The following is a 15,416-nucleotide window of genomic DNA, read 5'->3' as shown; positions in this document are numbered from 1 at the left end:
AATAGCTGAACGTGGCAAAATGAGGGCCGAGATGAGTAAGGCGCTCCACTTGAAGTAGTAAAAAAAATAAACAGACAAGTCTGTCTGTTTATTCAAAAATCCCCTACCTTTGTGTCATGAGTAAAGAATCATTACAACCACGTGAGCGAATATTAGCCACCGCTTATGAGCTTTTTCTGAAACAGGGTTATAACTCTACTGGTATTAACCAGATCATAGAAGAGGCAGATGTGGCCAAGGCCAGTTTTTACCAGCATTTTAAGTCGAAGGAAGACTTGTGTGTTGGGGTACTGGAAAAGCGTCATAACTATATAGAGGAACAGATGAAGGCATTGACGGCACAGAAAAAGAGCGCTAAAACAAAGGTGCTTGCCTCCTTTGACCTGATCTCGCTTTTAAATGAGAAAGAGGATTTCCGGGGCTGTGCTTTTTTGAATATTCTTTCAGAGATCCCTGTGGATAATACAAAAGTGAGGAATGTCATTCATTCTCATAAAAGTAATATCAGGCAGTCTTTTAAAGAGCTGTTGCAGCACGCGGAACTGGCCGATCATATTTACCTGTTGTATGAAGGCGCCTTTGTGGAAAGCCAGTTATACCGCGACCAGTGGCCGGTGATGAAGGCCAGGAAAATAGTCAATTCATTAATCAATTAATAAATAATAGCATATGGAAAAGAGATATCCGTTACCGCCATTTACACAGGAAACAGCGAAAGAGAAAGTACAATTAGCAGAAGATGCATGGAATTCACAGGACCCTGAAAGGGTATCACTGGCTTATACAGTTGATACTGAATGGAGGAACCGTTCCACATTCCTGAATGGCAGGGCTGAGGCAAAGAAATTCCTGGAAGAGAAATGGAAGAAAGAGCTGGAGTATAAATTAAAGAAAGAGCTCTGGGCTTTTACCGACAATAGAATTGCTGTAAGGTTTGAATATGAATACCATGACAAAGACGGCCAGTGGTTCAGGGCTTATGGTAACGAGAACTGGGAGTTTGATGAAAACGGCCTGATGCAGCGCAGGTTTGCCAGCATTAATGACCTGCCAATACAGGAATCGGAGAGGAGATTGTAAGGTGAAAGGGTTAAAGAGGGGAAAAATGTACAATAATAATGGCAAAATGTACATTGCTTACCCTTCACCGCCGGCTTAATTTTGTGTCATCAGTTAATGATTAACAAACAAGCCAAATCACTTAAAACATTCAATAGTATGAAACGTACAGCATCTGCCATCTGGAATGGCACTATCAAAGAAGGGAATGGTAACATCTCTACTCAGAGCACTGTGCTGAACAAAACACAGTATTCCTTTAACAGCCGTTTTGCTGAAGGCGTAGGTACCAATCCGGAGGAATTGATAGCAGCAGCACACGCGGGTTGTTTCAACATGAAACTTACCCTCGATCTGGAGGCAGCAGGATTTAAAGCAGATACATTGGAAACAACATCAACTGTTACGCTGGACAATGGTACAATCACCCGCTCTGATCTGGTGCTGAAAGCAAAAGTACCGGGTATCACCAATGAGAAGTTCCAGGAAGTAGCAGCAGGTGCGAAAGCCGGTTGTCCTGTAAGCAGGGCCTTAAACCTGGAGATTTCCCTGCAGGCAGAGCTGGTAGGTTAATAAGGTTCAACAATCAATATATATCTTCATCTGAATCCTCGCCGGTCGACCGGTGAGGATTTATTTTTATTACCCTCTATATCCCACACCTTTCATACGAGGAGAAAAATCTTCGCACAAATACGTTTCCTGTACTATCCTGTCGAAATTATCCATCATATCCATGAACTCACCTTTACTTCTTACCTTCACATATACATCTTTCACATTCCTGAAACATAACATGGAGCCAAAAACATCGGAACCGTATACACTGTAATCGGAATACAGGCAGGTGTAACAGGTTTTTATGATAATATTCTCCGGTAACTTTTCGCTAAGTATTTCGAACACGCCTTCAAATTGCGATAACTTCCCGATAGGGATAATTTTACCTTCAAGCTCGAAGCTGAAATCAAAATAGGGTGCATTGTGGTCGAGTCGGGTCTCATCTTCTTTATATTCTACCTCAGTCAACAGGAAGCCTGGTATTTGTGTTTCTTCTTTCCAGGTGGATATAGGAATACGGCAGGATAATGTATAATCAGTCAACTGTCCAATTTCGCCCAGCGTAAAGCGGTCGGGGAGTGGGAGTGAGGCTTCGGGTTGAAAAAAGACAAAGGTATTTCCGGAGAAGATAGTTCCGTTCAGGTCAATGGTTAGCGTTTTGGAATCATTGATAATAGTTGTCTGGATGGTGCCATGTTTATCAGCGTATACAGCGGGGATTTCTGTGTGCATAGGTGTTTATTTGAGAACCGTAAAGATAAGTCTTGAGGAAGATTATTGTGGTATACAATAAAATAATAAGATGGGCACTATTATAGCGGCTACGCATATAATTATAGTGATCAGGTATTTGTTATAAAAGAAGCATATCAGCCCGGCTAAACTAAGGACTGATATTTCGATAGACCTGAAAATAAATGGTTTTATTACCAGCCATATTACACCTTGAGGTATAAGCGGACTAACCAACTGGCTCTCTGTCTGTAAAACAGTAAGTAAATTGAAGATGATGGATAAGAGAGTTAAAGCCAGGCAGACCTTTGCTGCTTTTTTCATGGTATTGGGTGCAATAATCATTTTTGCTCGATTGGAGCGCTAAGATATAGCAGCATTTATTTTTATTGCCCCATAACACCATATTTATGTTATTTTTAATGGATATTCATTACCCTATGCTTGGATTTTTATTGCTCGTAACACTTCTACTATCAATTTTATCTCTCGGCGGAATTTATGCCTGTATTTCGACAGTGGCGGATTATTCAGGCACTAACATGGGAATGGAGGCCAGTGGTTTTTATCAACTGGAGCTTGCCCTGACGCTTATAGTTACCGTCCTGGCTGTCCTGATGTGGATATGGGTGATCAGGTTAATGAGGAAATAAAATTCTTTCGGTTTTATTTTTACCAGAATATCTACAGTCAATGGCTACAAGAATATATTGGGTATACAAATTTGAAAACTCGGCCCAGTTGGGGATCATGTCAAGACCAAGAGGAAATGAGTGGCTGGAGGAAGAAATTCTAAGTGTTAAAAAACAAGGAGCGAAGGTAATCATATCCCTGTTAGAAAAAGATGAGATCCGGGAGCTTGGGCTGGAACGACAACCTGCCATATGCACCAAACATGAGATGGCATATTTGCACTTCCCCATACCAGACAGGTCTATCCCCGATGAGGATAAAAACTTACATAATTTCCTCGCTCAGGTAAAAAAAAGACTAGACCAAGGCGACTGTACTGTAGTACATTGCCGTATGGGCATTGGCCGTTCATCTATCATAACTGGATGCCTGATGGTACAGGATGGATATAAGCCAGAAGAGGTGTTTAGTCATATCAGTAAGGTACGGGGATTGAAAGTACCCGATACCGACGAGCAGGAAGAATGGCTAAAAAGGATTAGTCGCACATTTAAAAAATAAGGCGATCTCTTACCAATTTAAGTTAGTGGTAGTCACTTGGGGATTTTGGGTTCAAAAGACGTTGTTTGTTGATATTTATAAAAGCACTAGAACAATGTCACTAAATCAAAGTACATCATTTTAGTATGGTTATCTGATTCTTTGGCTGGAAAGAAATTAAAACCATTTTTCTCGTAGAATTTAGTTGAGCGATTGTAAGCATCAACAGTTATAAATTTACAACCTGTTCTATTATTACTTATAAATAGATTCTTTATGAAGTCTAAAATCATACCGCCAAGCCCTTGATTTTGTACTGAATCAGAAACACCTAAACGGCCAATTTTCATTGCGGGATAGCTTTTAGACGGTTTGCCTTTTCTTCTATGAAGTCTACCTTGAATTTTTTTCCATTGATTGTTACTACAAATTTCCTGAAGTGAAATTTTGTCATTCAATAAACTAAAAAAAGCGATAGTTTCAGTATCGCTTTCAATTATATAAGTTACCGCTAATAATTCGTTTAAATAGTTTCGAGCATCCTGGAGTAAAAATTCATTGAGGTCTTGATCGCCACAATTGAAAGGTTTTATTTGAGTTTCAGGAGCCAGACGAATTAACCTAAAATCAGACAAGTCCATTAGAAAGTAGAAATAGCTTTAAGTTTTTCGTAATTTTTTTTAATTTTTTCAAGCGCTTCTTTACTTGCTTTTTGATCTTTTGACTTATTAACGTCGGCTAAAAATTTCGCAGCATCCTTACCTTTCAAAACAGGAGTTTCTTTAATCTGTCTTGCCATTTTTAAATTTTTAGTAATCATAAAGTTACTAAAAAAAGGAATTAATTTATGTTGAAATAATAAATTAGTTGTTTTTAAAAAACATTCCGGCTACAACATTTACACTTTTGGCTACAACATCCTCCCACCTTCCCCGGAACTTTGATGCATAAATAACACGCATCATGAAATACGAAATCAAAGGAAAAGTGGTAGCTATTACCGGAGCAAGCAGCGGTATCGGCAGATCTATTGCCCTGATGCTGGCCAAAGAAGGAGCTAAGATAGTTCTGGGTGCCCGCCGGAATGACCGTTTAGAAGAACTCGCTACAGCTATAAGAGAGGACGGTGGCGAGGTAGTTTATACCGTCACTGATGTAAGGCGCAGAGATGACCTGCTGCATCTTGTGAAACTGGCCCTTGACAATTATGGCCGGCTGGATGTGATGATCAACAATGCGGGTGTAAGCCAGTTGTCCCGCATAGACGAACTGGATATTGAAGGTTGGGAGGAAATGATCGATATAAATCTGAAAGGGGTATTGTATGGCATTGCCGCTGCGATACCGGTTTTCCGCGAGCAGGGATCAGGCCATATCATCAACATTATTTCCACTTCAGGTATCAAAATCGTTCCCCTACAGGGAGTATATGCAGGTACAAAGAACGCAGTGCGTACCATCAGCGAGGCATTGCGACAGGAATCTAACGGCTGGCTGCGCGTAACAGGCATCTCACCAGGATTTGTACAGACAGAATTTGTGAACAACCTGAAGAATGAGCAGATGAAAGCCGTTATTCTGGAAAAGATGGAAACTCAGGGTATCTCTCCAGACGACATTGCCAGCGCAGTTGCATTTGCCATCGGGCAACCTGCTAATGTAGATATCGGAGATATTATCATCCGCCCTGCAGCACAGGATTAATTACCTACCTTTACGCAGGCGCTGCTATAGTGCCTGTGTAAAGCTCCTTCCCAAAAACGGATTGCACATGAAAAAAGCCTCGTCTGAAATACACGTCTTCAACAGTGTATCTGAGTTAATGCGGCAGCTGGGTCATACCGCACCCTTACATCCGCTTGTCGCATTGATCAACTACGATAATACAAAAGTGCCGTTTGCAGATGTAGGTGAAAAGTACTCCCTCAACTTTTACAAAATCTCATTTAAGACCAGCTTTAGGGGGCAGGTGAAATATGGCCAGGGCTACTATGATTTCGAAGAAGGCGGTCTTGCTTTCCTCGCCCCGAACCAGATCGTCACTGTATCTGGTGAAGAGCAGACATATGAAGGTTATGCCTTATTCTTTCATCCGGACCTGATCAGGAATTATACCCTGGGCAATGCCATCCATAAATACGGATTCTTTTCCTATGCCGTATCAGAGGCCCTGTTCCTGTCTGACAAGGAAAAGAAGATCATTGCTTCCCTTTTTGACGCTATCGCAAAAGAACTTGATAACAACATCGATCATTTCAGTCAGGATGTACTGGTATCCCAGATAGAACTGCTGTTGAATTATAGCAACCGTTATTACAACCGGCAATTCATCACCCGCAAAACTGTTTACAACGATCTGATCGGCAAAATGGACGCATATCTGTCTGATCGTCTCGATACCCGTAAATCTCCCTTAACCGGCATTCCATCAGTCCAGGAACTGGCAGATCACCTGAACGTGTCTCCGAGATATCTGACCGATATGCTGAAGTCTCTCACCGGCCTGAGTGCTCAACAGCAGATTCATCACCACCTCATTGAAAAAGCGAAACATATTTTGAGTCATACAAGCCTGAGCATTGCTGAGATTGCGTATGAACTGGGCTTTGAGCATCCGCAATCGTTCAACAAATTGTTCAGGCAGAAGACGAATATGACGCCTGTGGAATTCAGGCAGTCTTTCGCTTGAAAGGATGTTATCGTTGAAGTGCCTGGTTACAGGTCCACCCCAAAGGCATGTCAAAGGCAGGGTAAAGCCATAGTAAAGGCATGGATAGAGCATGGTATCGCGGGCCGTTTTTGATCCACATTGGCTCTTCGGGATTTCATATTTCCGGTATATGTCCAGGATCAAAGTGTCTTGTCCTTGTATAAACCGTTCCTTGTCGTTTATGGCTATTGTTGCTACCTTAGTAAAGAGGTAGCCCCGTTCGTCTATTTTTTGTGTAGTTGCTCTACCAGATTTTTCATTTTCCTCATCAATACCGTAAATAGTAAAAAGTCCGATATGATGAGTTCCACGATCAATAAAGGCCTGATGGCACGACGGCGATATTTCTATGTCGCCTACTGGGTGATGGTTACGCTTATTTTTCTGTATGACCGCACCTACCTGATCCAGAAAGCCGGTCTACCTAATTTTTTTGTCTGCGTGGTGGTGAGGGTTTCATTGCTCATTGCACTAGCCTGGGCGAATATCCACTGGCTTATTCCACGTTATCTTTTACGGGGCAAGTATGGCGGATATTTTTTGTTGGTATTCATGTTATTGATAGGCTATTTGTTGGTGCAAAGTTTTTACGACTACTATCTCTTCGGATATGTATTGGGGCCGAGCAGATACGCTAAGCTTTCCACTTCACTGATCTACAATTTTACACATACTTCTCTTTACCTGTTGTTGACGGTCGCCTTGAAATTCAGTATGGATTGGTATGAGCAGAAGAAACTATTGCAGGAAATACGGGTAGAAAAACTACAGGCTGAAGTGAATTATCTCCGCTCACAGGTGAATCCGCATTTCCTGTTTAATGCGTTAAATAACTTGTACGCGCTGACTTTGAAGAAGTCGGACGAAGCACCGGAGGTGGTATTGAAGTTAGCAGGATTGATGGAGTACATGTTGTATGAAAGTGACCAGACAAGTGTGCCGCTGGAAAAAGAAATCAACTATCTGAATAATTACCTGGAACTGGAAAAGATCAGGCAGGGGAATAATGCAGATATACACTTAACGGTGAAAGGAGATATTGAGCGTTGCTGGATACCGCCATTCCTGATATTGCCCTTAGTCGAGAACGCTTTCAAACATGGTGTAAGCAGGGCGGTGCATAATGCTTACCTGTACATCTCTGTCAATGTTACCGATACGCTTGAAATACGCATAGAAAACAACAAGGGTAATACGCAGCAACTTGAGCAAAGTGGTGGTATAGGTCTTTTGAATCTAAAGAAACGGCTGGAGCTGTTATTCCCCGACAAGCATAGCCTGACGATTAATGACGGGGCAGATCGATACCAGGTAGATCTAAAAATTAGTCACTATGATACTGAAATGTGTACTGATAGATGATGAACCTTTAGCCAGGGAAATCCTTGCAGGCTATATCGAACGGCACAAGACTATCGAGCTGGCTGGTAGTTTCAGTAATGCACTGGAAGGACATGAGTTTTTAAAACATCATCCGGTAGATGTACTATTCCTCGATATTGAAATGCCGGAAATAAGCGGCATTGATTTTCTCAAAGCGTTAACACAACCACCGGTTACTGTGTTTACAACTGCTTTCAGAGATTATGCCTTTGAAGGATATGAATTAGGGGTGATAGATTTCCTGTTGAAACCGATCTCCTACGACCGTTTCTGTAAAGCTGTGGATAAAGTCAGGGACTTTTTGTCGCTAAAGAAAGAGGAAGCTGATCTGGAAACCAGTGAAGATGTCCCGACTTTTATTTTCGTGAAAAGCGGCGTTCAGAAGATAAAGCTATTCTTTACTGATGTTACGCATATACAAGGGTTGAAGGACTATGCTATTATCCATGCATCAAGCGGAAAGATCGTTATAAAGGGTTCTATTAAATCCATGCAGGAACTTTTTCCGGAAACACGCTTTATTAGAGTACACAAGTCCTTTATTGTAGCAAAAGATAAGATCAGGCGGATGGAAAGGAACCGGATCATCATTGCTGACCATCAGATACCCATCGGCAGAAACTACAAGGCAGCAATGGACAGGCTGATCACAGGCCACTAGGACGTTGGTAGATTATTCCAGTTGTTGGTAGACTAATTTTTCCCTCCTTTAATATTTCATCTAGTATTGTCTTCAGGTACTATTCATTGTTAACTAAAAATATTTTACCATGAAGCAGACAACATGCAAACAACCATTATACAAGCTATTAGCGCTTGTTGTTCTTTGCCTATCCATGTTTAGCTTTACTGCAGAACGCGGATTGGATAGATATGAGATCTATCTCAACAATAAACTGATCCTGAAACAGGCAGTGAATTCGCCGCTTAATCTAAGGAAGTTACAACTGAGTAATAGCCAGAGTGATGACCGTCTCCGTATCTTCTATACCCATTGTACAAATAAGGGTGTAGGCACCGGCCGCAGCATAGCTATCGAAGATGAAAAAGGAAATGTGCTGAAGAAATGGACGTTTAAGGATGATGATAAGGGAATGGAAATACCTGTGAAGGAACTGTTACAGGTAGAAAAGAAAAACGCAGACAGGGAGCTGAGTTTGCATTACGTAGCGCAGGAACTGCATGAAGGTGATATGATGCTGGCTTCTGTACAGTTTAAGTAAATTAAAATAGATGGAGGTAATGAGGGCTCAGCACCTGAATTGAGGCTGTGCCCTTTTCATTTTTTTGAAGACTTGTCTTTCAACATGGAGAACACCATGCCTGGTGTTTTGTGCTATTCGCTGCGTAAGCTTGTTACGGGATTTGTCAGCGCTGCTTTGATACTCTGAAAGCTTACCGTCAGCAAGGCAATCCCGACCGCCAGCAATCCTGCCAGCGCAAAAATCCACCAGTCAATAGTAACCTTGTAGGCAAATTCTTTCAGCCATTGATTCATACCCCACCCGGCAATAGGAGACGCCAGCACCAGTGCTATCAGAATGAGTTTGATAAAGTCTTTGGAGAGCAGAGCTACGACACTACCAACGGATGCGCCCAGCACTTTACGAATGCCAATCTCTTTTGTACGCTGTTCGGCGGTGTAGGTCGCCAATCCGAATAGGCCCAAACAGGCAATGAAGATAGTCAGGCTTGAGAAGAGGGTTAATACTTGTTCTGTTTTTAGCTCGCCGAGATAAACCAGCTTAAACCGGTCATCTAAAAATGAATAGGAAAAAGGGGCTGCGGGCGAAAATGACTCCCACTGCTGCTTTAGTGAAGCGAGGAACTGCGAAAGTTTATCAGTATGGGTTTTGACCAGGATGTTACCTGAATTTCCACCCAAAAACATGACTAAAGGCCCAATTTTCTGCCGCAGGGATTCAAAATGAAAATCGCTTACAACACCAATGACCCGGTAGTATGTTTTTACACCATTATCGTCAATGTGGCCGATCAACTCTCTTCCGATCGGGTTCTGCTGCCAGCCTAAGGCCCGCACGGCCGTTTCGTTCAGAATAACAGCGAAGGAATCGGTAGCGAAACTTTTTGAGAAATTACGCCCCTGAACCATACGCATCCCCAATGTAGGAATATACTCACAATCGACTTTGTAGAATCGGCTCATTACGCCTTTATCAGGGTTTTCTCTGGACATTACGGTGGTGTTATCAAGGAGTGAATTCCCAACGGGTATTTGCCCTGAAATACTTCCCATGATGACTTGCGGAGATTGGATGATCTTGTCGCGAAATGCGGCTTCGTTATTGCGAAGCATGTGCGTATCATGAATAACTAATACTTGTTCACGATTAAAACCGAGTTTTTGACTTTGCATGTAACGTAGTTGCCGGTCTGCAGTAACAGTGGCAATAATCATGGAAATGGTGATAAAAAATTGAAACACCACCAAGCCACTTCGCAGGTTGAAACTTCCCCGCCCGGCTGTACCCCGCCCTTTTAATACTAGCACAGGCTTAAACGAAGAAAGGTAAAATGCCGGATAAGCACCTGCCAGCAGCCCCACTAGTACAGTACACGTCACTAAACCAGCAGCTACATATCCGTTAGTCAAAAAACTCAATGTAAGGGTCTTGCCTGTTAGTTGATTGAAGAATGGCAAAGCGAAGCCGGCAACCAGCAATCCGATTATCAGTGCAATAAGCGCCAGCAGAACCGATTCAATCAGAAACTGTTGCTGCAATTGGCCTTTTACAGAACCCAGCACTTTACGTACCCCGACCTCACGCGAACGCCGGACTGCCGTAGCGGTAGACAGATTCACAAAGTTCACACAGGCTATCAGCAGCATAAAGGCAGCAATGGCTGTAAGCCCGTATACGTATAGAATATTTCCCCCCTGGCTTAACTCAGTCCCGCCGAACGGGGAGCGCAAATGAATATCAGTGAGTGGCTGGAGAAAGATCCCGAAATCATCACCCTTCTCGCGAAACTGTTTCGGGCTGAGGTTTAGAAATTGCTGCAATTCGTCACCAATCTCTTTTTCAGCGAGCCGCGAGATTTTAGCCTCCAGCTGTTTATAGTCGTATTTCTCGGGTAGAACTACATAGGTGTAAAAGTTCATGTTATATGCCCATCCGATATGCTGTCCATCGTAACCAGGTAACGACGCCAACATATTAAACCGGAAATGAGAGTTCGCAGGTACATTTTCAGCTACGCCGGTAATCCGATAGGGCGTTTTTTCGCTGCCAAATGATAAGACTTTCCCGATCGGGTCCTGATCACCGAAGTATTTCCGGGCAGTTTCCTCAGTCAGTACTATGGTGTTTGGCTCAGTCAGTGCCCGCTTCGGATCCCCTTTCAGGAGCGGCATGGTAAACACGTCAAAAAAAGTTGAGTCGGCAAACAGCAGATTATCTTCTTTAAATGAAGTTGTTCCGTAGCTAACAAAATCACCTCCCCTTAGAATACGCGTTGTTTTTAATACTTCCGGAAACTCCTGTTGTATGTCCCTGGCAACATTCGGACCGAATACAGGCCCGCTAACATCCTCTCCGTTGAGCCGCAGCTTGAGTCCAATCCGGAAAATCTGATCCGCTTTCTCATTATAACGATCGTAGGATAATTCATCCTGCACATAAAGCATGATCAGTATGCAGGTAGCCAATCCAATAGCTAAACCAACTATATTGATGCTGGTTGAAACTTTTTGTCGTTTCAGATTTCGATATGCGATTTTCAGATAATTCCGAATCATAATAGATGTTAAGCTGGGAGTGGTCCGGACTCCGGTTGCCGGTAATATTGTTTATTCGTTTTTCTTCTGCGCACAAACGAGGGCGGCAAGGACACGTTCAAATCTGGTGCCAACCAACTAAACAGGCTGTATCTATTGGAAACAGCCTGTTTATGCACAATGACAAGTTTATAAACTGTCCGCAAATGGACATTTTTTGTCCGCCACCGGACTAAAGAAAGGCACTTATAGAATATCCGGATCTATGCTGAGATAGCTGTTATCACGTGCCAGATATTTTCATTAACTTACATTACTAACTTCTCCTAATAACCACCACCTCAAACATACGTACGGATGCTAAAAAAGTTGTTTTTCATTAAACGTTGTTTTTATGAAAATCAGATCTTTTTTTACCAGTGCTTTGCTGGTAATGGGGATGTATATCAACTGTAGCAAAGGAAGACCAACCTTACCACTTAATGAAACAGAAAGTAAACTAATGGGTACCTGGGTTGTAATGACAGTAACGGTTGAGGAAACCGGTAAACCTCCTGTGGTCACACATATCAATGGCGCCCGGTGCTACTTTATAAGATTCAGAAATCACCCTTATCCTATCTCAGATGGAGCATTTGCCGATGCAAAATCGGCAGACGACCAGAGAGACTGTTTAAATTTTCTGCGTGCCTGGAAGGTTGGTAGTGATGGCAGATTACAGTTATCAACTTTACACTTAATATCTTTAGATACTGTGTTTGAGTATGCGGATATATTGATCCTGAAGAAGGATACTTTGGCATTCAGAAGCACTGAAAATAGTTCACCGGATCGGCATACAGTTTTTGAGTTCAGGTAGTGGGGGAAAGAACAGCCTTTAATATTTTAATATCCACAGCGGGAAGATTAGATAATTAATGAACACCACAGGTTTATCCTCCTCCTAATACTCTCTCGTCCTTCCTATATAAATATTTCTTGCATTCAGATAAGTATCCGCCGTAGGACCAGGACTTCCACTGGATCCTTCCATCTGCATATTAATGATCACATATAGCGGCTTTCCTACGAAGTTCGCATTATGCACCGCCTTCCATACTCCGTCAATGTAATAATGAATATCAACATTAGTGGCGCTTACTTTCGTAATCCAGGCACGATACGTATGCCAGCTGCCGGGAGAAGACACTGTGGTAAGCGTGCTGGATACATCAGAAGATGTTCTGAAGGTATTCTGCCAGTTAGTAGCATTGCCTTTAAATTCCATAATATCACTTTCCGGCGGCCAGCTATTAACGCCTGTCAACCAGAAAGCCGGCCAGGACCCTTTGACAGTTGGCACCTGGAAATCGCATTTTACTTCCCAGTTCGGGAACTGGTCATTGACTAATACATGTAGTTTCGTATTGACAGCACCTGAATGATACCTGATAGGCAGGTGCGGATCGCTACTGCTGTTGCCTTCATTCCAGGTGATATAGGACGCTTTTATGGTGAGTACACCGTTGTTTAAATAGATGTGGTTATGATCTGTAGGACTTCCATACATGCGGGCCGAACCGTTATGATCTGATCCCCATGGATACAGGTAGTTCCACGCCGCTTCAAATGCGGAGTAACTGGCAAAAGTGGAATTGTCGATCACTGTTTCCCAGGTGGCTGCAGCCACTGCAGCCTGTTGTTTTTCTGCCAATGAAAGACGGGGTGATTGTTCAGCAGCTGTTTGTTTCTGGCAGGAAAACAATGTCGGGGCCGTTATTGCAAATACAAACGCAATTAGAGTTTTCATAAAGTGAAGTTTAAAAGTAAGTGAAATCATGCGGGTTAATATTGGAAGATAAACCTGTGGTTATAGTTACATAACAGAAAGATACGGGATTGCCGCCTTAAAAGAAAATTTAGTGTCCTTTTGACACACCCGAAATATCGGAAAATATATCGCCCTGATTCGTCAATTCACGAAATAAAGCGCAGAAAAACGATAGTTATTTCTGTAAGTGATTGATATTTAGTGAGGTTGTATAGTGGCCCGCCGCTTGTAATAATCAGCAGCACGCGGCAGTGTTTTGACGGAATGCGAGAAGGAATCATGGAACAGAAGATAAGGAGGGAAATGGAATCAACAGACCAGAGGTATTAACTTAAAATAAGGGATATGTATCTAAAAGATGAACTCAATGCCGGCTCTCTGCTGGCAACGGTGGCCGGTAGTATTCAGAATTTCAATCAGTCAGTGGATGTATATATAAATTATATCGGGGAATATGAGCTCTTTAATCCTTTTCAGAGCGACTTTCAGACAGATGTTGCGGGAATTAATAAACCAATCCCTTCCCGGTTCTGGGAAAGACTCGGAATACGCCATTTAATATTGGATACATTCTTCAGCAGACTGGTAGCACCGGATGACTGGCAGGCAGAACAAGATAAAAGTGACAGCTGGAGCAGTATAAAAAATGACACAGTTGTCGAAGAGCTCAAAACACTTTTCAGCTGTAGCTCGATCGTTCAGTTTGCTGACTGGGCTGGCGTAGATGGCGCATCCGATTACTGGGAAGGGATATTTTATGACGTGCTGAAACCACTTGAAAGGCGGGATTTTCAATTTGTGTTCCGCCTTGGGGATATCAGTAAGAGATCAGTATTTGAAGTAGATGAGATCCTCGATATAATAGGAGGGTATTCCTCTCTGGGACGCGTTACATTGGTGCTTGATCATAATGAAGCCGATGTACTATGGAGTAAGCTGAATGGTATTGCATATGATATAGCGGTTGCCGGTTCCAGGTTGCAGGAAGCAAGAGAAAGGCAGTTGTACATTTTTAATACAATGAACATAGATTCCCTCATCGTTCTCTATGCCAACCGTACTGTACTATTTTCATGGGAACAGCAATCCCAGTTCGGTGGAAGAGCATTCGAGAATCTCTATATGCCCGGACATGGCAGAGACTGTTTCGATGCCGGTTATCGCATGGGTTTATTACTCCAGCTGAACACGTCTCATTGTATCGCTTTAGGACAGGCAGTATCCGGGGCATTCAGCAGGCATGAATCCTGGCCCTGCTCAGAAGTGCTCCTTGCTTATATAAAAGACTGGATGGAAGAAACATCTCCTGATAGTTATTCAACGTCTCTAATTAAATAATAATAAATTTTATGTCAGTTATTAAACAATTTATGTCGGCAGTATTGATTGGTGTGATGGCATTCTTTTCATTGTTACAGCCCGCACAATCACAATCAGTTCTTAAGGGGATTAAAAACATAGTATTGGTTCATGGCGCCTTTGCAGATGGCTCCAGTTGGTCAAAGGTGATCACTATACTCCATGCCAAAGGATTTAACGTAATAGCCGTACAAAATCCGCTCAGCGCTGTGGAAGATGATGTTGCCGCCACCAAAAGAGCCATCGCTCAGATGGATGGCGCAGTGCTGCTGGTAGGGCATTCATATGGCGGTGTTGTGGTCACTGAAGCAGGGAATGACCCAAAAGTAAAAGGACTCGTGTATGTCTGTGCGCTGATCCCGGACGACAACCAGGGTGTAACTGAAGTAACAAAACCTTATCCTCCGGCTCCGGGTAGCGCGGAATTCCAACTGGCTTCAGGATACCTGACAATGTCTGCCAGGGGGATCAATGAACACTTTGCTCAGGACTTGCCAGCGGAGGAGAGAAGGCTCGTTTACGCCACACAGGGCCCATGGGCCGCCAAAGCTACAACAGACAGGATCTCTACTGCTGCCTGGAAGACTAAACCCTCATGGTGTATCATCGGACTGGATGACCATATGGTGACTCCCGACCTGGCGCGGACAGAAGCAAAAATGATAAAGGCAACTACGCTGGAGCTGAAAGCCAGTCATGTGCCGATGTTATCACAGCCAGACAAGGTGGCATCATTCATTATCCGTGCCGCTGCACAATTATAGGCCTGATTTTCATCCATATAGCTTATAAATATCAATGCTGAAGATCCGGGGTCGATTGCCCGGATCTTTAGTTATAATATTTTGATTTCCAGTTTAAAATGAGTAAATTTTAAGTGCAGGAAAATA

General features: G+C 42.8%; 18 protein-coding genes. 13 read left to right on the top strand and 5 right to left on the bottom strand.

The window, feature by feature from the left end:
- Positions 1-116: 116 nt before the first annotated feature.
- The 3 genes from BLR32_RS01530 (at position 117) to BLR32_RS01520 (ending at position 1,632) form a co-directional block, all read left to right on the top strand.
- Positions 117-656 (top strand): TetR/AcrR family transcriptional regulator, encoded by a 540-nt coding sequence (locus BLR32_RS01530; protein WP_089828475.1) that lies wholly within the window; start codon positions 117-119, stop codon positions 654-656.
- 13 nt (positions 657-669) lie between these two features.
- The gene (locus tag BLR32_RS01525) at positions 670-1,080 is read left to right on the top strand and encodes a nuclear transport factor 2 family protein (RefSeq protein WP_089828474.1); all 411 of its coding nucleotides are present in this window, start codon (positions 670-672) and stop codon (positions 1,078-1,080) included.
- A 138-nt stretch (positions 1,081-1,218) separates the two neighbouring features.
- Positions 1,219-1,632 (top strand): OsmC family protein, encoded by a 414-nt coding sequence (locus BLR32_RS01520; protein WP_089829868.1) that lies wholly within the window; start codon positions 1,219-1,221, stop codon positions 1,630-1,632.
- Positions 1,633-1,701: 69 nt separating this feature from the next.
- On the opposite strand, the gene BLR32_RS01515 is transcribed toward BLR32_RS01520, so the two are convergent.
- Positions 1,702-2,352, bottom strand: a complete 651-nt coding sequence (locus tag BLR32_RS01515; protein ID WP_089828473.1) for a DUF6304 family protein — start codon at positions 2,350-2,352, stop codon at positions 1,702-1,704.
- 410 nt (positions 2,353-2,762) lie between these two features.
- Here BLR32_RS01515 and BLR32_RS01505 point away from each other — a divergent pair, with 410 nt between their 5' ends.
- Positions 2,763-3,005: a hypothetical protein gene (locus tag BLR32_RS01505; RefSeq protein ID WP_089828471.1), complete on the top strand. Its 243-nt coding sequence runs from the start codon at positions 2,763-2,765 to the stop codon at positions 3,003-3,005.
- Positions 3,006-3,045: 40 nt separating this feature from the next.
- Positions 3,046-3,546 (top strand): protein-tyrosine phosphatase family protein, encoded by a 501-nt coding sequence (locus BLR32_RS01500; RefSeq protein ID WP_089828470.1) that lies wholly within the window; start codon positions 3,046-3,048, stop codon positions 3,544-3,546.
- A gap of 86 nt (positions 3,547-3,632) precedes the next feature.
- On the opposite strand, the gene BLR32_RS01495 is transcribed toward BLR32_RS01500, so the two are convergent.
- The gene (locus tag BLR32_RS01495) at positions 3,633-4,166 is read right to left on the bottom strand and encodes a GNAT family N-acetyltransferase (RefSeq protein ID WP_089828469.1); all 534 of its coding nucleotides are present in this window, start codon (positions 4,164-4,166) and stop codon (positions 3,633-3,635) included.
- On the bottom strand, positions 4,166-4,324 hold the full coding sequence (locus tag BLR32_RS01490; RefSeq protein ID WP_176842124.1) for a hypothetical protein: 159 nt from the start codon (positions 4,322-4,324) through the stop codon (positions 4,166-4,168). Before BLR32_RS01490 ends, BLR32_RS01495 begins: the two co-directional genes overlap by 1 nt.
- Before the next feature lie 164 nt (positions 4,325-4,488).
- Between BLR32_RS01490 and BLR32_RS01485 the strand changes: the two genes are divergently transcribed.
- From BLR32_RS01485 to BLR32_RS01465, 5 genes are all read left to right on the top strand, one after another.
- On the top strand, positions 4,489-5,229 hold the full coding sequence (locus BLR32_RS01485; protein WP_089828467.1) for an SDR family oxidoreductase: 741 nt from the start codon (positions 4,489-4,491) through the stop codon (positions 5,227-5,229).
- A gap of 67 nt (positions 5,230-5,296) precedes the next feature.
- Entirely contained in the window at positions 5,297-6,214 is a 918-nt protein-coding gene (locus BLR32_RS01480) for a helix-turn-helix domain-containing protein (RefSeq protein WP_089828466.1), read from the top strand.
- 318 nt (positions 6,215-6,532) lie between these two features.
- Entirely contained in the window at positions 6,533-7,597 is a 1,065-nt protein-coding gene (locus BLR32_RS01475) for a sensor histidine kinase (protein ID WP_245705329.1), read from the top strand.
- Positions 7,569-8,279, top strand: coding sequence for a LytR/AlgR family response regulator transcription factor (locus tag BLR32_RS01470; RefSeq protein ID WP_218124134.1), 711 nt, complete (start codon positions 7,569-7,571; stop codon positions 8,277-8,279). Before BLR32_RS01475 ends, BLR32_RS01470 begins: the two co-directional genes overlap by 29 nt.
- Positions 8,280-8,388: 109 nt before the next feature.
- Positions 8,389-8,841, top strand: a complete 453-nt coding sequence (locus tag BLR32_RS01465; RefSeq protein ID WP_143011324.1) for a hypothetical protein — start codon at positions 8,389-8,391, stop codon at positions 8,839-8,841.
- Positions 8,842-8,954: 113 nt separating this feature from the next.
- Here the strand turns inward: BLR32_RS01465 and BLR32_RS01460 are convergent, their stop codons facing one another.
- Positions 8,955-11,378: an ABC transporter permease gene (locus tag BLR32_RS01460; RefSeq protein ID WP_089828464.1), complete on the bottom strand. Its 2,424-nt coding sequence runs from the start codon at positions 11,376-11,378 to the stop codon at positions 8,955-8,957.
- Between the two features lie 373 nt (positions 11,379-11,751).
- Between BLR32_RS01460 and BLR32_RS01455 the strand changes: the two genes are divergently transcribed.
- Positions 11,752-12,216 (top strand): hypothetical protein, encoded by a 465-nt coding sequence (locus BLR32_RS01455; protein ID WP_089828463.1) that lies wholly within the window; start codon positions 11,752-11,754, stop codon positions 12,214-12,216.
- An 84-nt stretch (positions 12,217-12,300) separates the two neighbouring features.
- Here the strand turns inward: BLR32_RS01455 and BLR32_RS01450 are convergent, their stop codons facing one another.
- A complete protein-coding gene (locus tag BLR32_RS01450) occupies positions 12,301-13,146 on the bottom strand; it encodes a LamG domain-containing protein (RefSeq protein ID WP_089828462.1) in 846 nt (281 codons plus the stop codon).
- A 366-nt stretch (positions 13,147-13,512) separates the two neighbouring features.
- Between BLR32_RS01450 and BLR32_RS01445 the strand changes: the two genes are divergently transcribed.
- Both BLR32_RS01445 and BLR32_RS01440 read left to right on the top strand, forming a co-directional pair.
- Complete coding sequence (locus tag BLR32_RS01445; RefSeq protein ID WP_089828461.1) at positions 13,513-14,505, top strand: hypothetical protein; 993 nt, start codon at positions 13,513-13,515, stop codon at positions 14,503-14,505.
- 11 nt (positions 14,506-14,516) lie between these two features.
- Entirely contained in the window at positions 14,517-15,290 is a 774-nt protein-coding gene (locus tag BLR32_RS01440; protein ID WP_089828460.1) for an alpha/beta fold hydrolase, read from the top strand.
- Positions 15,291-15,416: the final 126 nt, after the last annotated feature.

The organism is Chitinophaga filiformis (genome assembly GCF_900102545.1).
GTDB lineage: Bacteria > Bacteroidota > Bacteroidia > Chitinophagales > Chitinophagaceae > Chitinophaga > Chitinophaga filiformis.
The sequence above is the reverse complement of the archived record's forward strand: the minus strand, read 5'-3'. Positions and strand labels throughout refer to the sequence as shown.